The 25,226-nt window shown below is 64.4% G+C and carries 20 protein-coding genes; 10 read left to right on the forward strand and 10 right to left on the reverse strand.

The window, feature by feature from the left end; all coding sequences use genetic code 11:
• Window positions 1-41: 41 nt before the first annotated feature.
• The 4 genes from KF708_12340 to KF708_12355 form a co-directional block, all read right to left on the reverse strand.
• Window positions 42-800 carry a sugar phosphate isomerase/epimerase gene (locus KF708_12340; GenBank protein ID MBX3413470.1) on the reverse strand — a complete coding sequence of 253 codons (759 nt, stop codon included), beginning with the start codon at window positions 798-800 and terminating at the stop codon, window positions 42-44.
• A gap of 50 nt (window positions 801-850) precedes the next feature.
• A complete protein-coding gene (locus KF708_12345) occupies window positions 851-1,063 on the reverse strand; it encodes a PLDc_N domain-containing protein (protein MBX3413471.1) in 213 nt (70 codons plus the stop codon).
• Between the two features lie 60 nt (window positions 1,064-1,123).
• Window positions 1,124-2,950 (reverse strand): oligoendopeptidase F, encoded by a 1,827-nt coding sequence (gene pepF, locus KF708_12350; GenBank protein MBX3413472.1) that lies wholly within the window; start codon window positions 2,948-2,950, stop codon window positions 1,124-1,126.
• An 82-nt stretch (window positions 2,951-3,032) separates the two neighbouring features.
• The gene (locus KF708_12355; protein ID MBX3413473.1) at window positions 3,033-4,154 is read right to left on the reverse strand and encodes a Gfo/Idh/MocA family oxidoreductase; all 1,122 of its coding nucleotides are present in this window, start codon (window positions 4,152-4,154) and stop codon (window positions 3,033-3,035) included.
• A gap of 262 nt (window positions 4,155-4,416) precedes the next feature.
• Between KF708_12355 and KF708_12360 the strand changes: the two genes are divergently transcribed.
• Entirely contained in the window at window positions 4,417-5,235 is an 819-nt protein-coding gene (locus KF708_12360) for an NRDE family protein (GenBank protein ID MBX3413474.1), read from the forward strand.
• On the opposite strand, the gene KF708_12365 is transcribed toward KF708_12360, so the two are convergent.
• The 3 genes from KF708_12365 to KF708_12375 form a co-directional block, all read right to left on the reverse strand.
• On the reverse strand, window positions 5,212-5,922 hold the full coding sequence (locus tag KF708_12365) for a hypothetical protein (GenBank protein MBX3413475.1): 711 nt from the start codon (window positions 5,920-5,922) through the stop codon (window positions 5,212-5,214). The two genes, KF708_12360 and KF708_12365, sit on opposite strands and share 24 nt — an antisense overlap.
• A gap of 38 nt (window positions 5,923-5,960) precedes the next feature.
• The gene (gene pyrE, locus KF708_12370) at window positions 5,961-6,872 is read right to left on the reverse strand and encodes an orotate phosphoribosyltransferase (GenBank protein MBX3413476.1); all 912 of its coding nucleotides are present in this window, start codon (window positions 6,870-6,872) and stop codon (window positions 5,961-5,963) included.
• A gap of 284 nt (window positions 6,873-7,156) precedes the next feature.
• Window positions 7,157-8,473 carry a L,D-transpeptidase family protein gene (locus KF708_12375; protein MBX3413477.1) on the reverse strand — a complete coding sequence of 439 codons (1,317 nt, stop codon included), beginning with the start codon at window positions 8,471-8,473 and terminating at the stop codon, window positions 7,157-7,159.
• Window positions 8,474-8,592: 119 nt separating this feature from the next.
• Between KF708_12375 and KF708_12380 the strand changes: the two genes are divergently transcribed.
• Entirely contained in the window at window positions 8,593-8,850 is a 258-nt protein-coding gene (locus KF708_12380) for a zinc-ribbon domain-containing protein (GenBank protein ID MBX3413478.1), read from the forward strand.
• Window positions 8,851-8,975: 125 nt separating this feature from the next.
• On the opposite strand, the gene KF708_12385 is transcribed toward KF708_12380, so the two are convergent.
• Window positions 8,976-10,295, reverse strand: coding sequence for a replication-associated recombination protein A (locus KF708_12385; protein ID MBX3413479.1), 1,320 nt, complete (start codon window positions 10,293-10,295; stop codon window positions 8,976-8,978).
• Window positions 10,296-10,599: 304 nt separating this feature from the next.
• On the opposite strand from KF708_12385, the gene KF708_12390 reads away from it, so the two are divergent.
• Entirely contained in the window at window positions 10,600-11,070 is a 471-nt protein-coding gene (locus KF708_12390) for a DUF1499 domain-containing protein (GenBank protein MBX3413480.1), read from the forward strand.
• Window positions 11,071-11,132: 62 nt separating this feature from the next.
• Here the strand turns inward: KF708_12390 and KF708_12395 are convergent, their stop codons facing one another.
• A complete protein-coding gene (locus tag KF708_12395) occupies window positions 11,133-12,209 on the reverse strand; it encodes a PA0069 family radical SAM protein (protein MBX3413481.1) in 1,077 nt (358 codons plus the stop codon).
• A 39-nt stretch (window positions 12,210-12,248) separates the two neighbouring features.
• The gene (locus KF708_12400) at window positions 12,249-15,590 is read right to left on the reverse strand and encodes an NF038122 family metalloprotease (GenBank protein MBX3413482.1); all 3,342 of its coding nucleotides are present in this window, start codon (window positions 15,588-15,590) and stop codon (window positions 12,249-12,251) included.
• A gap of 428 nt (window positions 15,591-16,018) precedes the next feature.
• Between KF708_12400 and KF708_12405 the strand changes: the two genes are divergently transcribed.
• From KF708_12405 to KF708_12435, 7 genes are all read left to right on the forward strand, one after another.
• On the forward strand, window positions 16,019-16,852 hold the full coding sequence (locus tag KF708_12405) for a hypothetical protein (GenBank protein MBX3413483.1): 834 nt from the start codon (window positions 16,019-16,021) through the stop codon (window positions 16,850-16,852).
• Between the two features lie 131 nt (window positions 16,853-16,983).
• Entirely contained in the window at window positions 16,984-17,997 is a 1,014-nt protein-coding gene (locus tag KF708_12410; protein MBX3413484.1) for a KpsF/GutQ family sugar-phosphate isomerase, read from the forward strand.
• A gap of 17 nt (window positions 17,998-18,014) precedes the next feature.
• Window positions 18,015-18,533 carry an HAD hydrolase family protein gene (locus tag KF708_12415; protein MBX3413485.1) on the forward strand — a complete coding sequence of 173 codons (519 nt, stop codon included), beginning with the start codon at window positions 18,015-18,017 and terminating at the stop codon, window positions 18,531-18,533.
• A gap of 251 nt (window positions 18,534-18,784) precedes the next feature.
• On the forward strand, window positions 18,785-21,871 hold the full coding sequence (locus tag KF708_12420) for a hypothetical protein (GenBank protein MBX3413486.1): 3,087 nt from the start codon (window positions 18,785-18,787) through the stop codon (window positions 21,869-21,871).
• 674 nt (window positions 21,872-22,545) lie between these two features.
• Window positions 22,546-23,505 (forward strand): phosphatidylserine decarboxylase family protein, encoded by a 960-nt coding sequence (locus KF708_12425; GenBank protein MBX3413487.1) that lies wholly within the window; start codon window positions 22,546-22,548, stop codon window positions 23,503-23,505.
• Window positions 23,506-23,622: 117 nt separating this feature from the next.
• Complete coding sequence (gene pssA, locus KF708_12430) at window positions 23,623-24,444, forward strand: CDP-diacylglycerol--serine O-phosphatidyltransferase (GenBank protein MBX3413488.1); 822 nt, start codon at window positions 23,623-23,625, stop codon at window positions 24,442-24,444.
• Between the two features lie 123 nt (window positions 24,445-24,567).
• Window positions 24,568-25,167, forward strand: coding sequence for a riboflavin synthase (locus KF708_12435; GenBank protein ID MBX3413489.1), 600 nt, complete (start codon window positions 24,568-24,570; stop codon window positions 25,165-25,167).
• Window positions 25,168-25,226 lie beyond the last annotated feature (59 nt).

Here is a 25,226-nt window from a genome sequence, read left to right on the forward strand (position 1 = left end):
TGCCTTTGTGGCATGTCGGTCATCATGTTTGCCCCGCGATCCTAACTCGCCAATGTTTCCCACACCTGGCGGTAATACTTCATCACGCGAATGGGATCGCCCGTCGGGGCTCCCTCTTCGAGCAAGGTCCAACCGTCGAAGTTTGCTCCCTTGAGCAGCGCGAATAACTCCGCCCACGGATACTCGCTCACCAGGTCGTGGATGTGGATCGTGCCCAGGCGGTTCTTGACCAGGTTGAAGTTGTGTTCGAGCCCCTCGCCCGAGAGATCCGCGGGATTGCAGTTCCAGCACACCACGGCGCCCGGCTGGTCGGCCACGTCCATGATGGTGCGGATATGAGGCAGCTCCGATGTGCCGCGACCGTGGACCTCGAGCCGGATCTCGACGCCGAAGTCCGCGCCGAAGGCGGCCGTTTCGTTCAGCGCGCGGCCGATCTGCTCGAGCGTCTTCGGCACCGGCACCTCGGCCGGCAGGCCGTTCGGGCGCACCTTGACGCCCGTGCCGCCGCAGTCGTGACAGAGTTGGATGAACGCTTTCGTCTCGTCGATGTTCTTCTTCAACACGGCCGGATCAGGTGAATGGAACTCGCAGGCGCTGCCGAATCCCACGAGCTCCACCGGGCTATCTTCGAAGCGTTTGGCGACGTCGCGACGAGCGGCGGCCGAGATCGACGGCTCGACCCCATGCTTGTGCCCGCTGCGCAGCTCGACACCGGCGAAGCCAGTCTCCTCGAGATTCTTGACGAGCGTGGGCAGATCCCATTCCGCGCCCCACATGTACGTGACGAGTCCCAATTGCATGGGGAGCCTCCCAGGGTTTCCGGAGCGGATTCGAGCGAACGGCAGGTGTGCTACAGGGGCCGCTTCGGCTTCTTGAGGAAGAAGTACAACAGCGCTCCCAGGCACGGTAACAGGATAATCACCAGCACCCACACAATCTTCTCGGGGCTCGAAGGCTGGTTCATCAGGCAGTCGATCAGCATCCACAGCCAGAAGGCGAAAAACACCACCTGCAGCAGCGAACCCGGCACACTACAGAGAAAACTGTTCAATCGATCGAACATGAGTCAGCTCCTTTTACTGCGGAACAACCTTCGCCGTAGGTCACGCACCCCGTACCTGACCTATACGAGCTCATCCAGTTCTTCGACCAGATGCTCGAAATGTTCGAGCGCGGTTTCGACCGGGCCGGGCTGCTCCATGTCGACCCCCGCGGCGCGCAGCAGGTCGAGCGGGAACTTCGAGCAGCCTCCCTTGAGGAAGCCCAGGTAATCGTCCAGCTCGCGCTTGCCCCCGTTCGTCACGCGCTCTGACAGGGCGATCGCCGCCGAGAGGCCGGTGGCGTACTTGTAGACGTAGAATCCGCGATAGAAGTGCGGAATCCGCAGACACTCCAAGTCCAACTGCGGATCGAGCGTGAAGTGGGGACCGAAATACTGCGTGAGCAGCTCGTGGTAGAGCTGCTTGAAGCGATCGAGCGTCAGCGGCTCGTTCGCCTCGCAGCTCGCGTGCGAGATCTTCTCGAATTCGGCGAACATGGTCTGGCGGATGAGCGTGCCGCGAATCTGGTCGATTTCGCGATTGACCAGGTAGGCCCGCTCGCTCTTGTCGCGCGCCTTCGACATGAGGTGCTTGCTGAGCAGTTGTTCGTTGAACGTGCTCGCCACCTCGGCCACGAAGATCGTGTAGTTGTAGTACTGGTAGGGCTGATGTTTGGCCGAGTAGTAGGAGTGCATCGAGTGCCCCGCCTCGTGGGCGAGGGTGAAGACGTGATCGAGCACGTCCTGCTGGTAGTTCATCAGGATGTAGGGATCGCCGTCGAACGTGCCGCAACTGAAGGCGCCGCTCTGCTTGCCCTGGTTCTCGTAGCGATCGCACCAGCGTCCCGACAGCCCGCGCTCGAGGACCGCGCAATAGTCGCTCCCCAGGGGCTCGAGCGCCGTGATGCACGCCTTGACCGCCTGAGCCCAGGTGTGCCGCTTCTCGATATCGCTGAGGATCGGCACGTAGGTGTCGTAGTGGTGGATATCGGGCAGCTTCATCTTGCGGCGGCGGATCTCGTAATAACGATACAGCGCCGGCAAATGACGATGGACCGAGTCGATCAGGTTGTCGTAGACCGCCGGCGGCACGTTGTCGTGGAAGAGGGAGGCGGCGCGCGAGCTTTCATAGCCGCGGGCCCGGGCGTAGTACACTTCGCGCTGGATCGAGCCGCAGAGCGAGGCCGCCAGCGTATTGGCGTGCGCCTCGTACTGTTTGTAATACTGCTCGAAGGCCTTCTGCCGCACCGCGCGCTTCGGCGAGTGCAAGAGGGCGCTGAACGTGGCGTGGCTCAACTCGACGAGCTCGCCACGATCGTTCTTGATCTCGCCGAATTTCAGATCGGCATCCTGCAATTGGCGGAAGATGCGTCCCGCGGCCGACGCCATCTCGCTCTGCATGGCGAGCAGCTTCTCCTCCTTGTCGCTCAGCGTATAGGGCCGATAGCGCAAAATGCGGTCGAGCAGCAACTGGTAGGAGGCCAGTTCCTTCGCCGCGAGGAACTTGTTCATCGTCTTCTCGGGGATCGCCATGATCTCCGGCTGAATGTAGCTGGCGGCCTGCGCAGCGCGGCTGGCGGCGTTCGAGTAGCGCCCCTGCATGCGCTGATAGGCGCTGGCGGCGGTGTCTTCCGTCGTCTTGAGAAAGGCATACGTTCCCAGTCGCTCGCCGGCGCGGTCGAAATCGAGATCGAACTTCAGACAATCGGCCAGCGCCTTCGCGCTCGATCCCAGCGTGCCGCGAAACTTCTCGTAGTCGCCGATCCGCTTTTCCCATTTGGTGAAGGCCTTCTCCCAGTCGGCGTCGCTGGCGAACAGGCTGGCCAGATCCCAGGTGTCGGCCTCTTTCACTTTTGAACGTGGTGGCAGACGCTTTACGGCCGGCTTCTTCTCTTGCACCTTGCTGATCATCGCTGAACCCTTGGGGGGATTGGTGGAATGGCTCTGTGTTTGCTCGAGTGGCACAGGCTGCCCGCCTGTGATTGATCGGTTGCTACTTCGGTTCCGCGGGAATCTCCTTCCACGAGCGATCGGCGTACGACGCCAGCACGGCATCGGCAATCACCTGCGCCGTGAGCCCCTCGTAGAAGCTGGGCACGGCGTCGCGACGCTCGACGATCGCCGCGATGAATTCCCAGGCCAGATCATAGCGGAAGACTGTCGCGGGCTCGCCCACCGCCGGATCGCGCGGACTGCCAGCCGGCTTGAGGAACTCGGGCGGGACGGGCACGGGATCGAGGTCCTTGCCCGTGCGCCCCAGCAGAATCGTGTTCGGCTCGTGCAGGCGATAGACGGCCGAGGCCTCGGAGCCATTCACCTCGGCCCATTCGTGGCCGAAGCCCCCCCGGCCGTAGCCTTTGGCCAAGGTCGTCCCTTCCCAGACGCCCGTGGCGCCGCATTCGAATTCGGCCAGCAGCGCCGACCAATCGTCGACGTCCGAGGGAGCACACGTGCGACCGTCGATCGTCTGCGTGCGTGGTGTGAAGCGTGCCACGGCGCCACTGACCGCCTTGACCGGGCCCAGCAGATCCTGCGCGAAGTCGATGCGGTGAATCGTCATGTCGAACAGATCTCCTGCCCCGGCCTTGTCGCGATATTGCCGCCAGCCCCAGCTCGTCTCGGGCCAGTCAAGAAATCGCTGCGAGCGAAAATGCCGCGGCGTGCCGAGATCACCCCGCTCGAGCAGATATTTCAGGTAACGCATCGCCGGGGCAAAGCGATAGGTGAAGGCGGTCATGTGGACGACGCCGGCATCGCGGGCCGCGTGGTACATTTCGCGCACCTCGGCCGCCGACAGGCCGAGCGGCTTCTCGCACATCACGTGCTTGCCCGCCTTCGCCGCCGCCACGGCAATGTCGCGGTGCGTGAAGTTCGGCGTGGCGATGATCACCGCATCGACGTCGGGGTGCGTGGCGATGGCCTGCGGATCGGTCGAGAGGAGCTTGATGCCCCATTCGTGACCTCGTCGCTCGAGCAATTCAGCGTTCGTATCGGCCACGGCGGCGACGCGCGCCCGACCGTCGAGCCCCAGGCCCGGCACGTGGTGATAGTCGCTCACGGCGCCCGCGCCGATGATCGCCACGCGAATCGGCATGTCTTTCGATCGAGCAGTCATCGGCCAGCCAGGCTCCAGCATTGGGAGTAAGCAAACCCGTCTGCCGAGCGAACCTTCTTCGATCGCGCGGGCATCGACAGGCATCAATAAGACGAGAGCCTACGTCGGCACCCTCGGCGGCTCAAGGGCCGAAAGGGCCACTTCCGGGCACGTACCCCCCTCGCAGTACCCGGCTTGAGCGCTGCCGCGAGTTGCGTTAATTTCGTGACCGTTCGAGCGGTGCGGTTTCCAGGCCGATGTCAACTGGACGGATGCACGCGACATGTGCCTACTGGCGATCCAATATCGTACGCTGGCCGCGGCTCCGGTCCTGGTGGCCGCGAATCGCGAAGAATTCTTCGACCGCCCCGCGACGGTCCCCGCCGTCGATGCCGGGCCACCCCGCGTGCTGTGTGGGCGCGATCAGCGTGCCGGCGGCACCTGGCTGGGAGTCAATGAACATGGCCTGGTCGTCGGCGTGACGAATCGGCTGAAGTCGAACCTGCCGGCCGCGCCCCGTTCGCGCGGCGCCCTCTGTCGCGAATTGCTCGATTGCACTTCCGCCGCCGAGGCGATCGCCCTGGCCGAGAGCGAGCTTCAGTCGGGTAAGTACGCGGGGGCCAATTTTCTCTGCGTCGACCGCAGCCACGGCGCCTTTGTCATCGGCGCCGATCATGTCGAGATCTTGCCCCTCCTGCCCGGCTTGCACCTGGTTACCAATGGCGATCCGAACGACGTGCGCGACTCGCGTCAGACGTACGCCCGGACGCTCTTTGCCCAACGTTTTCCCAACTCGCTGGAGCATTTTGTGGGCGTGTCGCGCGACGTGCTCTCGCGGCATTCGGCCGACATCCACCAGCCGACGATCGTCCTGCGAGGACCCGATCGAGGCACCATCTCGTCGAGCATCATCGGCCTGGCGGCCGATCCCTCGCAGTCGGTCTATTTGCACGCGGCGGGGAGCCCCGACCAGACAGAGTACGCCGATCTTTCCCCGCTGTTGCGCGGCATGTTCGTGACCAGCGTGGCGCCGGCCAAGAAAGCGTCGGCGAAAGGCCCCCGCAAGCCCAAGCCCGGCTCAAGCGGCTCGCGGCGACGGTAGTTGCTTTGCTCGGCGCCGGCGGGTTTGTGGGGCGAGCACATAGAGCCGCGTGTTGCCCTGCTTGCCGGCCTCTTGTGCCGCGCCGGTCTCTCGCAGGCAATATGCGATGCGCTGGGCCACCCAGCGTTGAATGCCCAGCCCTTCCGCCAGGTGCGCCGTGTGGAAGGTGGCCGGCAACTGCGGCGGCAACAGTCGGTGCAGGTCGGCGGCGGTCTGGAATTGATGGGTTTCAAGGATCCCGACGAGCCGCTGATCTTCGACCACATGATCGTTGGCCCTGCGGCGCCACCGCCGGCCATGTCCTGGGTAGCGACGTTCTTCGAGCTCGACCAAAGGAACTTCGAGCGTGAGGCGCGGGTGGGGAAAGACTCGCGTGAAATAGACCAGCTCGTGAAACAGATCGACCAGCGTGCCGCGTTTGGGGCTCCAGCGCGTACTGGTTACGCGTCCCCCCGCACGCTTACTCTTGAGCAACAGCTTGGCCGCGACGATTGGCTTGACGACCCGAACTTGGTGCTCTTCGAGCAATTTGGCGACCTTGCGCCGGATGGCCGAGAGGGAACCGTGTTGAATCTCGATCAACTCGCCATCGACCACGGCATCGATGCGGAACGAGCCGAGCCGCACCTCGGTTTGCGCGTCTCCCGCGTAGAGCGACTTCAACTGGCGATGGAGCGAGTATTCCACGAGTGGCATCCTTGCCGTGTGGACGTGCTAGCAGACGCTCAGCCTGCCGGCGGTGGCTCGATACCAAAGTCGCGGATCGTCAGCAGGCTGGCGAGCGGATAGCCGCGACTCTGGAACGCCTCGGCGCCCCCTTCGAGCCGATCAATGATGGCGATCACCTGCTTCACCTTCAGGCCGAACTCCTCGACACGCTCGATCGCCAGCAGCGACGATCCCCCCGTCGTGACAACATCCTCGACGATTACCACGTCGTCGCCGGGCTGCACGGGGCCTTCGACGTAGCGGTTCGTGCCGTGTCCCTTCGGTTCCTTGCGCACGAGGATTCCGCGCAAGGTGTCTCCTCGTACGCCAGCCATCGTGACGACGGCCCCCGTGATAGGATCGGCGCCGATCGACATGCCCCCCACGGCTTTGGGAAGCGGGCGCCCGATAAGCTCCAGGATCCCCTCGCCGATCAACTTCGACCCGATCGAATCGAGGGTTATCTGCTTGAGATCGAGGTAATACTTGGCCTTCTTGCCCGAAGCGAGCGTGAAGTCGCCGAATTTGAGCGCCCGTTCGCGCACGAGATCGATCAGAGCCGCTTGGTCGTACACCGTTGCCGAGTCCTTGTGACGTGGGTCGAGGGATCGTCCACCCGAGACCCCTCTATACCAACCTACGCGCCCAGCAACCAGGGAGCCGCGCTGCGGGAATCGTGAGTTATTTGGCAAATCTTCGCAGCAAGTCCTCGACCACTTCGGTGTCTCCCTGCTTATCGGATCGGAGTCGCAACACGAGGTTGAATAGATTGATCGTCTGCTCGCCAGCCGGTACGACCCGAACCACGCGAATTCCCAGGGGGGTGTGCTCGACGTCTTCGATCGCGGATCGGATCGCCTCGGCGAGCGAAACGGCCTCGCGATCGAAATCGAGAAATACCTGGCCGTCCGAGATCCCCAGTAGAGCATCGTCGCAACCGGCGTTGAAAATCGCCTGTTCGATTTCGTCGGTTAGCTTGTCGAAACCCGTGAGGTGGAGCGTGAACGAGTAAACGCTCTTCGGCAATTCGGCCGCTTGCGATTCGGCGTATTTCACTGCCGCTTCAATGTCTTTGTCGGTATGACGCGGTCTGCCCATGTTCTGCCCCACATGAACGAATGCGCTCGCATGCGCAACACCTGCCCTATTTCTAGGCCAAGGTCGCGTCTGCGGCGACCTGCGGTATCAATCGAGGATCAAAGACCGCCGTTGCTCAGCGGCGGATCACTACCGTTGAGCCGACCGAAAGGATGTCGTAGACGTCCTCGAGATCGCGCGGGCCCAGGGCGATCGTGCCCCCCGACTCGTTCGTGCCGATCAGGCTGGGATCGTTCGTGCCGTGGATGCCAAGCTGGTTGCCCAGGTCGATCAGGCGTTCGCCCAGCGGATTGTTCGGGTCGTCGGCGTCGATCACCTGCTCGCCATAATAGGTGGGGTTCTCCACCTTGCCGCGGACGGTGAATTCACCCTCGGGAATGCTCGCAATCTTGCCGACGCCAATCGTGAATCGTCCGGCATAACGCCCCTCGACCCACAACGACATGCGGTGGCGGCCCATTTCCACCACGGCCGCAAAGGGACCGCGTACCACTTTGAGCTGCTCGCCTGCCCGCAGATTCTGCGGATCCTGCACGGCGTTGATCTTGGCCAGCAACTGCCACGGCACGTTGTTCGCTTGGGCGATTTGATTCAATGTTTCGCCCGGCTGAACCTGATGCGCGGGCAGGACGAACGACTCGCGCGAGTAAATGACCGTGCCGGCGACTTGATCGAGCAGGCCGATCAGCGTGGTTTCTTGAGCCGCGCTCAGATCCGGATGGCCAAACCATTGCGAAAGCGCCAGATGGGCCTCGGCCAACTGCCCCTGCGAGAGCTGCGCCTGCGCGAACGCCATCGCCGTGTCGAACTCGGCCGATCCGGGTCCCGCCGTCGGCGCGGGCAGTGCGCCGGCAGGCTGAGAAGCAGCGACCGACGGGCCGGCATCGAGCGACGTTTGCGCGGCGTAGCTCGTCGGATCATCAGGAGCAGCCGAAGCCACAGGCGTGGCATAGCGATCGGTCGGTGCAGGTGTCGAGGCGTAGCGGTCTTGCGTCGCGGGGGGTATTGACGAGGCTGGCGGTGCCGACGCAGCGTTCGCGTCCGGGGCAGGAATCAGTGGCACACCTCCCGAATAGACCTCGGCGGTCGGCGCCGGAGGCGTCGAGGCCGCAGGTTCAAACGGTGGCGCCGCGGCGGCAAAGGCCGGTGCCTCGGCCGGCGGCGTGGTGGCGACAGGCACCGAGGGAGCCGCGGCAGGCGCGAGGGGTGCTTCTGCAGGAAACGCGGCGGCCGGGGGGGCCACGGCAGTGGGTGCCTCGGGCAGGGCGGGGGTCATCGGCGCGCCGGGCAACTCGACGTTCGGAGCGCCTTGCCACTCGGTCTTTTCCATGCCGGGTGGATCGGCCACCGGCCTGTTATTGAGCGATGCGTAGACGCCATACGCCACCGCGGCTAGAACAACCACTACTGTTAACGTTCGTAAGGTGTTCACCCTTGTCCTCCCTGACAAAGTGGTGCCGACGAGGGACCGGCGCGGCGGCTTCTCTGGCGATTGTCCTGGCGTGCGTCTCGTCTCGCCGTCGTATTACTCCGCGTCGAAAGCCGGTTTCCATGGACGAATCGTACGAAGACTACGACCACGATCTGCCCGACGACGATGACGACTACGAAGCCGACGATGACACGACGGATGACCTGGTCGAGTGTCCCCACTGCGGAGCGGCGATCTACGAAGACTCGGTCGCCTGCCCGCGCTGTGGCGAGTACATCACCAATAGCTCGCATCCCTTCGCAGGGCGTCCGTGGTGGTGGCTCGCGCTAGGCGCACTCGGCATCCTTGCCCTTCTGGCCTCGCTGATCGCCTTTTGATGGCGCATGGCGGTGCCCAAAGTGGCGGGGAATCATAGGCAAACTGCTCTGCCGCCGCCAGCCGAGCTTGCCAAAAGAAGAGGGCGCATACCGCAGGCGCCAGCATTGCTAGCGCACGCACGCCTCTAGGTACGCCCTTCGCGGAGCCGCGCGCGAATCGTCTCTAGTCGTTCGGCCAATTCGCGTTCGAACCCCCGTTCGACCGGACGATAGTACGTTCGATCGACGCCCAGATAGTCCTGCGCCGCGACCCCGTCGGGGCTGTTGTGCGAATACTCATACCCTTTTCCGTGCCCCATGCGCTCGGCGCCCGCGTAATGCGAGTCGCGGAGGTGAACGGGCACCGGCACGAGGCGCCCTTCGCGGACGTCGCGGCGTGCTTCGCCGATCGCCACCGTGGCGGCGTTCGACTTCGGGGCGCATGCCAGGTACGTCACCGCCTGTGCCAGCGGCAACTGGCATTCCGGCAGTCCGACGAATTCGGTGGCCTGCATGGCCGCCACGGCGACCGAGAGGGCCCTGGGATCGGCGTTGCCGATGTCCTCGCTGGCCGCGATCACGATGCGCCGCGCCAGGAACCGCACGTCTTCGCCCCCCTCGAGCATGCGTGCCAGCCAGTAGATGGCCGCGTCGGGATCGCTCCCCCGGATGCTCTTGATCAGGGCGCTGGCCGCGTCGTAGTGCGAGTCTCCCGTGGCGTCGTATTCGATCGTTTTGCGCTGCACCGATTCCTCGGCCAACTCGCGCGTGAAGTGAACCGGTCGTTCGTCGGTCGACAAGACTCCGATCTCGAGCGCGGACAGCGCCCGCCGGGCATCTCCGTCGCAAACGGTCGCTAGGAAGTCGAGAGCCTCTTCCGAGAGCCGCACGTCGTATTGGCCCAGTCCGCGGCCGCGGTCGGCCGCCGCCCGCTCGAGCAGCGTGCGGATGTCCGTTACGGAGAGGGGCTCGAATTGAAACACTCGGCTCCGGCTCACCAGCGCGCTGTTGACCGCGAAGAACGGGTTCTGCGTGGTCGCGCCGACCAGGATCACCACCCCCTCTTCCACGTCGGGCAGCAGCACGTCCTGCTGCGCCTTGTTGAAGCGGTGGATCTCGTCGACGAAGAGCAACGTGGTCTGACCGGTGGCCGAGAGCGTGTCGCGGGCGTTGTCGAGCACCTCGCGCAGTTCCTTCACGCCGCTGGTCACGGCGTTCAATTCGCGAAATCGCGCGCCCGCCTCCTTGGCCAGCAGATGAGAAAGCGTCGTCTTGCCCGTGCCGGGGGGGCCCGTGAACAAGATCGACCCCAAACGCCGCGCCTTCAGCAAGCGGCGAAGCAGCTTTCCCTCGCCGAGGAAATGTTGCTGCCCGACAAACTCGTCGAGGGAACGAGGGCGCATGCGCGCCGCCAGAGGTTGCGCCCCGCGACGATTCTGGGCTTCACTTTCGGCAAACAGCGACATGGAAAGCGATCGTCAGGTTGATGCGAGTGGGTCACCGCCAGGCTTCAATTGGACCACGTGACGTAAGGATGCTCAATGCCGTGCCCAAGACACGCGAGATTTACCACTTTCGCCCCGCGCCTACGTGACACCGCCGTGTCGGCATGTATATGATGCAGGAAGGGAAGTAAGCTCGTCCAAGATGATCGCAGCGTTGAAACCGCCGCTCGATCCCCCCATTTCTTTTCTCGTCTCCGGAAACCGGTCGCTACCTCGGCGACGCAGCGCCATGGTTAGCACCCTCGCTCGAATAGGGTGGCGCCGTATGTTGACCCCCATCATTTTCGTGGTTGGGGCGATCCTCCTGTTGTTCATGGGCACACTTTTTATATTGGTCGAGGACTGGTCGCGCGATCTGACGACCAACACCGCTGAAACATCCGAGACGTCCGACGATCCCCTCTTGCGTCCGATGTTGCTGCACCGCCCCGTGGCGGAATCCGCCGATCTGGTCGAGCATGCCGTGCATACGCTCGTTCGCTGGGAAATCGCCGGTCGCGATCAAGAGGGCAATACGGTCGTCGTGCGCCTGGTACGCACGACGGCGCTGTGGCGCTTCAAGGACGACATAACCGTGCGCCTCGAGCCGGTGGCGGAAGGAACTCGCGTCTCGGCGCGCAGCCAGTCACGCGTCGGCAAGGGGGATCTCGGCCAGAACCCACGCAATCTGCGTGAGCTGTTCGAGGCCCTCCGCACGATGCAACGCATCAGCGTGCCGCAGAACGCGGTCACCTGACGTCCACCTAACGTCGCGATTCGTTCCCTCGGGTGAGGCGCAAGCACGCCCCGGCACGCCTGCTAGAAAAATCGCCGTTGGCCGCTCGCAGCACGAGGCGGACGAAACTGCGACGCATCGAGTTCGGGCGTCGGCCGGTCCAGGCCATGCTTCGCCGCAAACACGCGAAATGTAGCGCCGATCTGCTCGGCGTACGGCCCTTTTCCTCGCATCCGACTGCCGAATTTGCCGTCGCTCAACTCGCCCCCGCGCGTGGAGCGAATCAGCGCCTCGACGCGGGCCGCGCGCAGCGGCTGCGTGCGCACGAGCCAGTCGAGAAACACCGGCCGCACCGTGAGGGGCAAGCGCAACAGCACGAAGGAGGCCTTCAGCGCGCCCGCCTCGGCCGCCGCCTGCAGGATGGCGGGCACTTCCGTGTCGTTCAGCCCGGGAATGATCGGCGCGACGAGCACCGTCGTGGGAATGCCGGCATCCGTCAACTCGCGGATAGCACGCAGCCGCGCCTCGGGCGAACTGGTGCGCGGCTCCATCGTGCGGGCCAACTCGGCATCGAGCGTTGTGATCGAGATCGACACCAGCGTCGTGCGGTGCGCGGCCATCTCCGCCAGCACGTCGACGTCGCGCACGACGAGCGCGTTCTTCGTAACCATGCCGATGGGCTGGCGTGCCTCGCAGGCGACTTCCAGACAGCCACGCGTCAGCCGATATCTTCGCTCGGCCGGCTGATAGCAGTCCGTCACGCCTGAGAACATGATCGTCTCGGGCACCCACCTGTCGCGCGCGAGCCACGCGCGAAACAACTCGGGCGCGCGATGCTTGACGAAGATCTTCGACTCGAAATCGATCCCGGCGTTCAACCCCAGGTACTCGTGCCCCGGCCGCGCGTAACAATAGCTGCATCCGTGCGAGCAGCCCCGATAGCAATTCACGCTGTAGCGAAAGCCGATATCGGGACTGTCGTTCTCGACGACGATCGTCTGGGAATCGTCGGGCAGGTACTGCGTCGGGAGATTCGTGTCCCCCGCGACTGGCTCGTCGGGGGCCAGTTGCTCGAAGTCGTCCTCGCGGTGCGTCTGTTCGAAGCGGTTAGCCGGCGCGATCGTCGATCCGCGACCTTTCATGCGTGGCTTACCGCTCATGAGATCGATCCTTGCCCGCACGGTAGAATCGAACGTGTTCTACTCCGGAGGCAAGAAACCGAACGTGTCGGTTTCCGTTTCGCCCACGGCGTGGTCGTTCAACACATCTTGCAGCAGGTTGTAGAAGAACCAGTCGAGATCGACCGAGCCCCCGGTGAGCTGGTCGATCGATTCGTCGTCGAAGACCGTCGCGCCGGGAATCAGGTAGGTTGTGCCATTGGCCCCCCCGGGCGTGCCCGTCAGGTGGGCGAGGCGGTCGGTATAGCTGTTGGCCGACGTCCATTCGGCATGGATGGCCGCCAGCGCCGCGGCGTTGAGATCGAACGTCGTATGATCGGCGATGAGCAGATCTTCTCCTCCTTCGCCGCGCAACGTATCGGCACCGTAACCGCCGACGAGCAGGTCGCGTCCCGTGCCACCAGTGAGCGAATCGTTTCCGCGACCTCCGCTGAGCACATCGTTGCCAGCGCCGCCGATGAGCGTATCGTTTGCCTCGGCGCCGTCGCCTCCAGTGATGAGGTCGTGATCGTTGCCGCCGTCGATGAGATCGTGCCCGTGATGACCGAAGAGCTGATCGTTGCCGTCGTCGCCGAAGATCTGGTCGGCCCGCCCTTCGGCGCCGTCGCCGCCATCGCCCAGGATCGTGTCGTCGCCGGCGCCACCGCGGAGGGTATCTTTGCCTCCTTCGACGCCGTCCCCTTCAATGAGATCGTTTCCAGGTCCCCCGGTGATCGAGTCGTTTCCTTCGGCGCCGTCTCCCTTCGCCCCTACGAACTCTCCGCGGAGAATGTCGTCGGCAGCGCCGCCGCGAATGGTGTCGTTGTGACGCCCCCCTTCGATCGTCGCCGGTATGTTCGCGAGCGCGCTGGCGTCGAGCAGGTCGTGCCCGCTGTTGCCATAGGCGAGCACGCGGCCACTGACACCGCTGAAGTTCTCCACGACGTTCATCGTCACGCCACCAATCTTCAACGTGCGCATCTGCACGCTGCCGGCGCCGGTCTGCTCGAATTCGACGACGTCGTCGCCGTCCGAGCCTTGCCACTCGACGTTTGGACCGACCTGCGCCGATCGCCAGACGTGAATCGTGTGCCAAGATAGCTCGCTTGCGCCCGAGTCCTTGTCGATCGCCTCGACGGTCACGCGATACGAGCCTGCCGCCGAGAAGCTATGACTGAGTTGCACGCTGCCGGCGCCGCTGGTGGTCTGGTCGAACGTGCCGTCTCCATTCCAGTCGATCCGGAAGGTGAACCCCGCGGCATTGTCGACGGGCGAAGGATCGACCGCGGCAAACGTGAACGTCTGCGAAACATTCACGCGTGTCACCACGGATCCCGTGGCCGTCGCCGTGGGGGCGGCGTTCACGACGGTCACCGTCGTCGTGTCGATCGAGGAACCCATGGGGCCCGTGACCCGTAGTGCGACGGTGAAGACGCCTTGATCGTTCCGCGAGAAGTTCACCGATTGGCCGATCGTCTCGTAGCTGCCATTGTTGTCGAGATCCCACTCGTAGAGCGTAATGATGCCCGTGCCAGCCCCGGTCAGAACGATGATGCTCGCTTCGCTGCCCATGTATTCGCCGGCGACGGCGACGGGGACCGAGGTGTCGATGAGCAACTCGTCTGTCGTGCCGTCGAACGCCCAGGCGCCCGAGGCGTCGACCGCCGTAACAAGCACTTCGTAACTGCCATCGGCCAGCGCCGCGAAGCTATTGTCGGCCAGCGACCAGGTGCCGTTGCCGTGATTCGTGGCGCGGAGGGCGTGATCGATCGAAAGCGTGATGCTCGACGCATCGGAGTTGCCGGGCACGGCCAATAGATCGCCACTGACCGTCTGGCCATTCTCGAAGGTGACCCGGACGAACGCGCCGATCAGATCGTTGCCGAAGATCGTGTTCAACCCCATGCCCAAGCGCCACGAAAGCGTCTCGCCGGGATCGAAGTTGTCGAACGCGAGCGTCAGCGTCTTCGAGTTGTCGCGCACGTCGCCGTCGTTCACTCCATCGGATTGCGGCGAGAGCAGCCCCACGGCCGTGGCCTGCGCCGCGACCGCCAGAAAATCCTGCGCGCCGCTTCCCGAGGTATTGAAGAACGGCGTGTAGACCTGCGGCGGATTGCCCAGCGTCGAGCCGGCATCGGGAAGTACGAGATCCATGCTCGCGATCCTGCTGCCCGAGCCGGCCGCGTTCGTCAGCGTAAAGCCGTTGCTCGTGGCGGGATTGCCATCGACGGTGAAGGTGACCGTGTTCGTACCGAACACACTGGGCAGCCGCACGAACACGTCGGTGGTGGTTTCGTTGATCGTACCCGTGAGAGCCGGCGTGTTGTCGCTCGTGGCCAGCGCATCGACGGTCACCACGGGGGGCGTGCCGTAGCCCGATACGTCGATACGATCCCAACCGATGAGCCCCAGCATGCGCAGATCGTTCATCGTCGGGTTGACGATCTGCCCGGTGTTGATCACCGGGTCGAGGATGCCGATGAAGACGCCCGTCTGATTGCTTTCCTTGAAATGGCTGGCTTGATAGCCGTCGCCCGATGACACCCCAGTCGACATGGGAATATCCCCCGTGCCGAGCCCGGCGATGATGCCGTTGAACGGAGTGGCGTCGAACTGTCCGTCGTGTAGCACTTGGACGGGGACGGCCGAGCCTTTGTTCAAGATGCGCGGCGCGGTCGAGAACGAGGCCCCTTGTCCCGGCGCGAGTCGAAACAGGTCGAGCACCGTCGGACGGATGTTGCCCGTTTGACCGGCGGCGACTCGATCGACGCTGCTCGTGAAGCCGAGCGAGTGACCGATCTCGTGCAACGCCGTGGCCTCGAAATCGATGCTCCCCGCGGCGATGCCGTTCGAGCGATCGAAATCCCAGTTCAGCGTGCTGTTGAACGTAATCGAGGCGTCGATCGTCACGCCGGGCGTGTAGGCCGAGGCATTGCCCGGCAAATTACGGAACCCCAGTGCCTTCGCATTCGCTCTCGTGACGAGCAATTCGACATTGCCTGTTGCGACCGTGGGCACGGTGACCCCCGGCGCGGTATTGAAGGTGAGCTGCCCCGTTGCGTTTGGCAAAAGCGAGACGATCCCTTCATCGTCGGCCGCGTCGGCCACGAGTCGGGCCCGCACGTCGTGATAGGCGAATCCATACGACGTTGTCGTGGCTAGAGCGGCACCCCCGATGCCGCTCACAAACTCGGCGTCGATGTGGACCGTGATCGGATCGGCGAAGACGCTTTCCCAGAACTGGGCGGCGCGCTCGTACGCGGCCGCCGCGGCGGAATTCGCCTGCAAGCCAGGCCCCAGGTGCAAGACGATATCGAGCCCCGCCGCCGAGAGTACCCTGCGATGCTCGAGCAGCTCGAAGCCGCGTTTGCGTCGTAGAAACATGTCGCGCTTTCCCCCTCGAGAATCACCCTGATGCGGAGCATTATACCCAGGGAGTGGCCGTGTTGCCGGAAGAACTCACTCTCAGGAATTAAAGATGCACCACTCCACGAAAAGCGCAAGGCATCGTGAGGCGTGGATGCGTATTTTCTGCCCTCGCTGCCAGCAGGCCCTGCTGGCGCTGTCGTCCTAATCGCGTTGACTCACCCGGCCTGCCTCGATATTCTCCCCGCCCCGTCTTACGCTCCTCGAATGCGATGTTCTCGCAACCAGGGCCTCGATCGATGTTCCCTCTTGGCAATGCCCCCAGGGACACGTATCGCTGCGCACGGCGCAGCATGGCTGGTTGCTGCGCGGTCATTGGTCTTGTCGTTTTATTCGGCTGCACGCCGTTGAAACCACCGGTGGCGACGCCACTGATCCCGCCCCAAATGTCGCAGGATAGCGTGGCGCTCGACCTGGTCTTTATCCAGGTGCCCGAGACGCAGCGACACGTCATTCCCGACCTCTGGCAGCACGTCGACGAGCAGTCGATCGAGCTCCGCGTGCGCGAACGCCTGCACCAACATGGATTTCGCGCGGGGCTCGTCGGCACGACCGTCCCCCGCACGCTCGAGCGTCTGCTGGGAGATCAACTCGGCCCCAGCGCGCAAGCCGATCCCACGATCGTCGAGACGCTCGAACCCCGCGAGATTGGTGTTCGCATGCGGCATCAGCAATTGCGCGCCAACAAACGTAGCGAGAATGTCGTCTCGGGCGTGCAGGCCGAATGGCCCATGCTGGTGCGCGCCGGAAACGAAGTCAGCGGCAAGACCTTTCTGCAGGCGCAGGGCATCCTGGCACTGCGCGTAAAGCCCTTGGGCGACAGCCGCGCCACGTTCGAGCTCACCCCCGAGCTTCACCACGGCGAGCCGCGTCGGCGTTACGAGCCAGGCGAGGAGGGAAGCTGGCTTCTCGATTCGGGGCGTGCCCGCGAGATCTTCGACGATATGCAGATCGTGGCCACGCTGGCCCGCGGCGAAATGCTGCTCGTCGGTGCGCAGCAAGATATGCCGGGCAGCCTGGGCCAGCGCTTTTTCATGCTGGGGGACGCGACGTCGGTCTCGGTCCCCGGCGAACGGTTGTTCCTGATTCGTCTAGCGCAAACCCAGCGCGACAATCGCTTCGACGACCTTCTCACCGTCGATGAAAACGACACGGCCGAGCTGCCCACGGCCGAAATCGTCGAAGAAACGCCGGACGATGCTCTGCTAGCACGCCCGTAAGCATCGGCAATTGGGGCTGCGCGATTGCGGCGGAACCTCGATTGCCGCACCCGAGCGGCCCGACTACAATCCCCCCTCCTTATCGACCAGGCCCGCGGCGTCGCTGCCGCCTCAGAGGGAGTCTTGCGAGCATGGAAGCTCTAGCGACTCGCGATCGGTTCAGTCCGTTCGAACAACTGCGCTACGCGCGCGACATCGTGCAGATCGAAGCCCGCGCCGTGCAACAAATCGCCGCGCGACTCGACCAAGATTTTTGCCGCGCGACGGAGCTTTTGTTCGAGACCGACGGTTCGGTAATCGTGACCGGCATGGGCAAGGCGGGCATCATCGGCCAGAAGCTCGCCGCCACGCTGGCTTCGACCGGCACGCGCAGCCATTTCCTTCATCCGGCCGAGGCCATCCACGGCGACCTGGGGCGCATTCATCATCAGGACGTGGTGGTCATACTCTCGCAAAGTGGCGAGACCGAAGAGATCGTCCGCCTGTTGCCCTCGCTACGAACGTTTGGCGTCCCAATCATTGCCGTGACCGCGCGCTCGACGAGCACGCTGGGGCGCGCGGCCACCGTGACGCTCGAGCTTGGCCCCTTGCAGGAGGCCTGCGCCCTGGGACTCGCCCCCAGCACGAGCACCACCGCGATGCTGGCCCTGGGCGATGCCCTGGCCCTGGTCACGAGCCGCATGCGGGGCTTTCGGCCCGAAGATTTCGCCCGTTTTCATCCGGGGGGCAGTCTCGGCCGGCAGTTGAGCAAGGTAGAAGACCTGATGCGCCCGCTCGAACAGTGCCGCGTAGCGCACGATGCCGACACGGTGCGAGAAGTCTACGCCCGGCACAGCTACGTCGGCCGACGCGCCGGGGCGATCATGCTCGTCGGCGCGGACGACCTCCTCACCGGCATCTTCACCGATAGCGATCTCGCGCGGCTGTTCGAAAGCCGGCGCGACGACGCCTTCGACCGGCCGATCCGCCACGTGATGACCTCGCAGCCGCAACGCGTGCAGGTAGGCGCGATGACGAGCGACGCCGTGGCGATCCTGGCCGAACGCAAGATCAGCGAACTACCGGTCACCGATGCCGTCGGCGTCCCCGTCGGCATGATCGACATCACCGACGTCGTCGGTATGATTCCGGAAGAAGCCGCCTGACGGGACACCCGCCGCGTATGAAGATCGCCGACCGCTGCCAACCGATCGAGCTCATCCTGTCGGACGTCGATGGCGTGCTGACCGATGGCGCCGTGATCTTCAACAATCAGGGCATCGAAACCAAGCAGTTTCACATCCGCGACGGCTCGGGCATCAAGCTCTGGCAGCGCGCCGGATATCGCTTTGGCGTGGTCACCGGCCGCAGCTCGCACATCGTCGAGGTGCGCTGCGCGGAACTCGGCATCGAGATCATTCGTCAGGGCATGGAGCGCAAGACGGCCGTCGTGGCCGAGATCGCGCGCGACCTGGGGCTCTCGTGGGGGCAGGTCTGCTTTATTGGCGACGACCTGCCCGACCTGCCCGTGCTGCGCCAGGTGGGGCTGGCCGTCGCCGTGGCCGATGCCTGTGCCGAGGTGCGCGGCGCGGCTCACCACGTGACCAGCGCTCCAGGCGGGCGCGGCGCCGTGCGCGAGGCGATCGAGCTGGTGTTGAAATCGCAGGGCCGCTGGGACGACCTGATTCAAAGCTACGAGTAAGGGCCGCGGTCCAGGCGATCGCCGAGAGATTTTTGTAAGGATTGCAAGGCTCGTGCTAGCAGCGCCCCGCCGAACCGGTTCGCACGAGACGTTGCGCGGTAAGTGGCATCGCGCTCAACTGCTTTATGGACAGGAAGTTTCGGCCGGCCGCTCGCAGAAACCCCCGCCCGCCGAGCGCGCTGGCACGCGATTCGCTTATTCTCCGCAGACAGTCTCGCTGACCCACTGTTCTCACCGGTAACCCGCCCGCCGTGTTCGTTCGCACGAGACGCATCGGAGGCAGCTTCCTGGCCGTGCTGGCCTTGTACGTGGTCTATGCGCTGACGGCCGTGCCGCTGATCGAACCTTCGGCCGATCTGACCGATCGCTCGGAGGTGACGAATGCCGAACTCGAAGCGGCCCGCGACCAGGTGCCCCAGCAGCGCCGCGAGTTGGCACGCTGGTTCAAGGAAGGAGATTGGGAGCTCGATAATCCCAAGGTCCTCGAGACGCCCCACGGCAAGCTGCTGCTCAAGGAGTACAACAACCTGGGCAACGGCATCGTCGAGCTGAAGCCTTGCACGATGGTGTTGTTTCCCAGCGGGGGCGAACAATCGGCAGAGGAACGCGCCCAGAACGCCGTCATCCTGCGCACCGCCAGCGGCGCGCTCCTGCAATTCGACCAACCGATCGATCTGCGCCGCGGCAAAATCGGCAACCTCGTCGGCGGCAGGCTCGACGGTCCCTTTACCATCTCGGGCGAAGGGCGCTCCCCCGGTCCGGAAGACGACCTGCTGATCCATGCCCGCGACGCCGAGCTCAAAGGGGACCAGATCGTCAGCCCCCATCCGATCGACTTCCGCTTCGGCCCGAATCACGGCTCGGGGCGCGAGGTCGTGATCGAGTTGGCCCGCGCCCCCGAAGGCGAAGCGAAGGGGCTCGGCTTCCAGGGCATCCGCTCTTTTCGACTCGTGCGCGAGGTGAAGGTACACATTGAGGCGACCGCCTTGCGGCGCGAGCAGGGGGGCGCCGCTCCAGCCCCCGCTCCCCCGGCAACGCCGCCGGCCAGCGAGCCACTCGAGATCGGCTGCACCGGTCCCTTCCAATTCGATCTCGAGAAATACGTGGCGCGCTTCCACGAGCGCGTCGACGTCGTGCGGCTGATTCCCACCGGTCCGGCCGATACGCTCAATTGCGAGGAACTCTCGTTGTATTTCATGCCCGCCAGGGCCGAAGGTGCCCCGGCCGCCGCGCCGGCCGACGGCCTCAGCGCGCGAATGAAGTTTCCCAAACTCGAGCCGGGACGCATCGAAGCGCGCGGTAATCCCGTAGTGTTGCGCTCGCCGACGAACGAGGTCGACGCCCGTGGCTCACGACTCGAGTACGATCTGCAAGATGGCCGTGCCAGCATCGAAGGACGCCCCCAGGCGATTCTGCGTCGCGGCACGACCGAGATCACCGCGCCGCAACTGCGGTTCCGCCCCGCGGCAAGCAAGGCCGGCTGGGGAGACTTCTCGGCGACCGGGCCGGGACGACTCGAGACGAACCTGCCCGACGATCCTAACGCTCACGTGCGAGCGGCCTGGCAAACGCGAGTCGAATTCGCGCCGCACGAGAACGAACAACTTCTGGCGATGACCGGCGGGGCCTTGCTCGAGATGCAAGGTCGCGGCCGCATCACGGCCGATCGGATCTTCGCCTGGTTTGCAGCCGAGCGGCCGGCGAAACCGGCAGGGGACACGAGCGACCGCCCCGGGGTTGAAATGTTGCCGCGCCGCATGACGGCCAAAGACCATGTCGAGTTCGCTTCGCCGCAGGTTACCGGCCGACTAGACGAGTTGCGCGTCTGGTTCGAACCGGACTTGCGCGCCGGCGAAGCCGTGGTTGCCGCGGCCACCCCGTCCGGCGTGCCGCCGAATCCCGCGCCGCCACCCAATGGAGTGCAACCACCGGCGATGCCCCTCCCGGCATCCCCCGCAACTCCGGCCGAGAACCTCGCCGGCGCGAAACCCGCGCCGGCTGTGCCATTGGATAAGTTCCATGTGGCCGGCGGATTGCTCGAGATCGAGCTGTTGGTCGGAGGCGATGTGCCGACACTCTCGGCCTTGCGCGTTCGTCAGAACGTGCGCATCGAGCAGACGAGGATGGCCCGCGCCGACGACAAGCCCCTCGTGCTGACGGGCGAAGATGTCTACGTGAATCAGTCCGACAACTCGAATTCGTTCGTCACGCTGTTAGGCTCTCCCGCGCATGTCGAAGGCCGCGGCCTGACGCTCGAAGGGGGCACCATCAACCTGAACCGCACGACGAATCATCTGCAGATCGACGGTCCCGGGCGAATCTCGCTGCCGATGGATCGCACGCCCGATGGTCAATCGCTCGATCAGCCCATGCCGCTGGTCGTGGGCTGGCGAGGCGGCATGTCGCTGGCGGGGCGGACGGTACGTTTCGAGCGCCAGATCGAAGCTCGCCTCGATGACCAGGCCACGCGCACCACGGTCGTCCGTACCGAGTCGATGGAAGTGAATCTCACCGAACCGGTGATCTTCTCCTCCGAGGGCGCCGGTGGCGGGCGGCCCGACGTGGCCCAGATCGTTTGTCGCGGCGGCGTGACGATGGACAGCAGCAGCATGGAACTGGGCAAAGTCACGTCGCTCGAGCATCTCGAGCTGGCCGATCTGAATCTCGACATGATCTCGGGCCAGATCGTCGGCCGTCCGCGCCGCGACTTGTCGGATCCGGCCTTCTCTCGCGTGGGCGTGGGGGGCGGCGAGAACTTCCTGCCGACCTCGGGGGGGAATCCCTTGGCGGGGGGCACGCCGCGCGCGCCGCGGGCAGTCGATCCAAGTGAACTCAACTACCTGGGAGTATGGTTCGATCGCGAGCTCGCCGGCAATATTCGCCAGCGGCAACTCGAATTTCACGAGCGCGTCCGCACGACCTACGGTCCGGTAAAGAACTGGCAGGCACGCATCACGCCCGATGATTTCAACCGGCCCCAACACGCGGGCATGCTCATGGCGTGCGAAAAACTCTCGGTGCGCCAGGTCGAAGATCGCGCCGGGAAGAACCATTTCGAGCTCACCGCCGAAGGCGATACCGAGATCGAAGGCCAGGATCCCGACGGGGCGAACTTTCAGGCCCATGCGAACCGCGTGGCCTTCGATCAATCGAAGGATCTCTTCGTCATCGAAGGGGACGGCCGCGCCGATGCACGGCTCTGGCGCTGGCAGGGGGTCGGCGGTGCTCGCACGGAAGCCGCCTTCCGCAAGGCGCTCTTCTGGCGCTCGACGAACGAAGTCTTCATCGACGACGCCCGCTCGCTCAATATCGGTGGCCTGCCGACGACGCGTCGTTAGATCTCGCCGCAAGCTCGGCAAGCCGCCGCTGTTCTAAATGTCGTAAACTGCTTTCGAGTAATTGGTTGTGGTGGACCTCCCGGCGTGATTCCGGTGCCCCGCCCCTCGCCGCGGTTTGCCTGGCTGGTACTTGCCCGTCCTCCTGCACGTGGAGAAATGCTTGAAAGGCCGTCCGCGGCGCAATTTCGTGGCATTGGTTGCCGGGCTCGATTATCGTAGACGACTGTGCCGGTGCGATCCCTCGTCGTCGACAGCGGGGGCCGGCGAGAATCACTTCTGAGAAGCCGCGCATGTCCTTCTCACGCCGTCTGCGACGCCGTCCGATCCGTGGCGCGAACAGTCGTCGTTCGTTGCGTCGCCCGCGTCGCACCCGACAAAGCACGATTCGTCCGCACCGCTTTCCACGCCTGCGCGACTGGCACGCCACCTAGGCCGCCCCGGTTGTAATTCGCACGAGCGTTTACGCGATGCCGTGGCAGTGGCGTTAGTCGCCGGACGGTCATTTCGCCCACAATTACGGGCCTTTCTCCGCGCATTCCGCTGTGCGGTTCCTTCTCAACCTGCGGTGCAACCGATAGGATGCTGGAGTCGGGCCCCTGGCCATCGTCTGACGAAGGGCCCAGGTCCATCCCCTCGCGATTTCTGCCCGCCGGCACTCGGACCACCTGGGGTTCATGAGCGAAGCACCAGCCCAAACCGCGCCGCATCGCGCCCAGCCCGAGCCTCTCTCGCCAGAGATCCGCAGTATTCAGCCGGGAGGGGGCAATTGCTACTCGCTCGAGCTGGCCTGGGGCTGCGTGCGCCGCTGGTACCTGCGGACGTTTCGCCGCGGCTATGTGGCCCGCATGGCGGCCCTGCGGCAGGGGGATCCCACGGGCTACCCGCATCCAATGCTCGACCCGCGCGATCTGAAGTTCTTTCGCAATCAGGGAAACCTCGCCTGGGAAGCGGCCGACGACCCCTTTGCCTGGCGCGAGCGCATTCCCTTCGCGCGCTGGGGATTGGCCGAGTTGTTCCTGATGGGGGCGCCGCTGGCGGCGATCACCTTCGTCCTCGGTTACTGGCTAACCCCTTGGGCTGCGATACCCACCGCCATTGTGTTGGCCTTGGTGGTGTACTTTTTTCGCGATCCACCCCGCCGCGTCCCCACGGAGCCTGGGTTGTACGTTTCGCCCGCCGATGGCCGTATCGTCGACGTGGCCGAAGTCGAGCACGATGAGTTCATCGGTGGGCCGGCCGTGCGGATCGGGATCTTTCTCTCGATCTTCAACGTGCATATCAATCGTGCCCCTTGCCGCGCGCGAGTCATCCGGCTGCGTTATTCGCCGGGCGAGTTTCGCAACGCCCTCGACCCAAGCAGCCTGATCCACAACGAGAACATGTGGATCGGGCTGGAAGAAGAGGATGCCCCGCACCGCAAGCTGATCCTGCGCCAGGTGGCCGGCGCCATCGCCCGCCGCATCGTCTGCGACACGCGACCAGGCGAGGTCTTGGAGCGCGGCAGAAAATTCGGGATGATCAAATTGGGCTCGCGAACCGAACTGCTGATGGCCGCCTCTCTGGGGCTGAAAATCAACGTCAAGCCCGGCGACAACGTCAAAGCCGGAGCCACCATCATGGCACGGTATGAGTAGTGGTCAGGGGGTAGTGGCTAGTGGACAGTGATCAAAAGCGGAACCAATTCTAACCCCTGGCCACTGGCCACTGACCCCTGGAACAAGAACGTGAGGCGCATCCGCACGATCGCTGTCTTGCCCACGATGTTTACGTTGGGCAATCTCGTGTGTGGCTTCTTTGCCATCGTGGTCGCGTCGCGCATTGAGCGTCCCGATGCCTCGTGGATCGACGCCTCGCGCGCGGTGAGCGTCATGCTGGGGGGAGTGAAGGATCCGACGAACGTCATGCTCAGCGCGTGGTTGATCTTTCTGGCGATGATCTTCGACGCGCTCGATGGCTACGTGGCCCGTTGGGCCAACGCGGCCAGCGATTTCGGCGCCCAACTCGACAGCTTGTGCGATGTGGTCACCTTTGGCGTGGCGCCGGGCATTCTGCTGGTGAAGATGTGTCCCAACTTCACCTACCTGCATCGCGAGGCCGTTTGGGTGATCGCCGCCGCCTTTGCCGCCTGCGCCGCCCTGCGCCTGGCGCGCTTCAACGTCGAAACGACCGATGACGACGACCACATGAGCTTTCATGGGCTTCCGTCGCCAGCCGGCGGCGCCGCCATCGCGAGCTTCGCCATCCTCTTCTACACCTTGCGCAAGGAAGACACGACCCTGGTCTATGCTGCGCAGTTCGATATTGCTCTGCAGATGGTGCTGCCATTGTTTGCCGTGCTGGTGGCGGTGTTGATGGTCTCGCGCATTCCCTACCCGCACGTGGTGAACCAGGTGTTGCGGGGCGAGCGCAGCTTCGGCCACGTGGTGGCCTTGCTGTTCGCGCTGGTGGTGGTGATGGTCATTCGCGGCTATGCGGTGCCCATCGTGTGCGTGGCTTTTGCCCTCTCCGGCCCGATTCGTTACGTCTGGCAGGAGTTCGTCCAGCGCAAACCGCATGAGGATCCGCTGTTCTAGCCGCGCACCGTGTACTTGGCCGAGTTGCCGGGAAGTAATCCGTTCCGACCGGCCAACGGTAACGGATTCTCACGCTCACGTACTCAAACCGCGAACCATCGCATTTAACCCCCCGCTAACTTCATGTTCACCGGACTTGTCGAAGCCATGGCCACGGTGCTCGAGGTGCGCGACGCACCGCCGGGCTGCCGGCTCGTGTTGAGCATGCCGACGCTGGCGGCCGCGGCCCGCCTCGGCGATAGCATCGCGGTGAATGGGTGCTGCCTGACGGTAGTGGACGTCGCGGAAGAGCGGCTCGGTTTCGATGCCGGGCCCGAGACGCTCGCTCGCACGAATCTCGGCGCATTGCGGCCCGGCAGCGACGTCAACGTCGAACGTTCGCTCAAGCTGGGCGATGCCCTCGGCGGGCACCTGGTGACGGGCCACGTCGATGGCCCCGGCACGCTCGCCGCGCGGCGCGACGAAGGGGAGTGGTCGACTTTGGTCGTCGAGGTCTCGCGCGAGCTGGCCCGGCAGATGGCCTCGAAAGGCTCGGTCGCGGTCGACGGCGTGAGCCTCACGCTGGTCGACGTCGACGAGACCAGCTTCAGCGTGGCCCTGATCCCGCACACGCTCGCGGTCACGACGCTCGGTCGCCTGCGCGTGGGCGATCGCGTGAATATCGAGACCGATCTGCTGGCCAAGTACGTCGAACGTCAACTCGCCGCGATGACCGTCAGGTAAAGCATGCCCTCAGGATCCGAACATCACCAGACACGATCGTTTTTGCGGCAGCGCTTCGA

The sequence above is a fragment of the Pirellulales bacterium genome, assembly GCA_019636335.1.
Classification (GTDB): domain Bacteria; phylum Planctomycetota; class Planctomycetia; order Pirellulales; family JAEUIK01; genus JAHBXR01.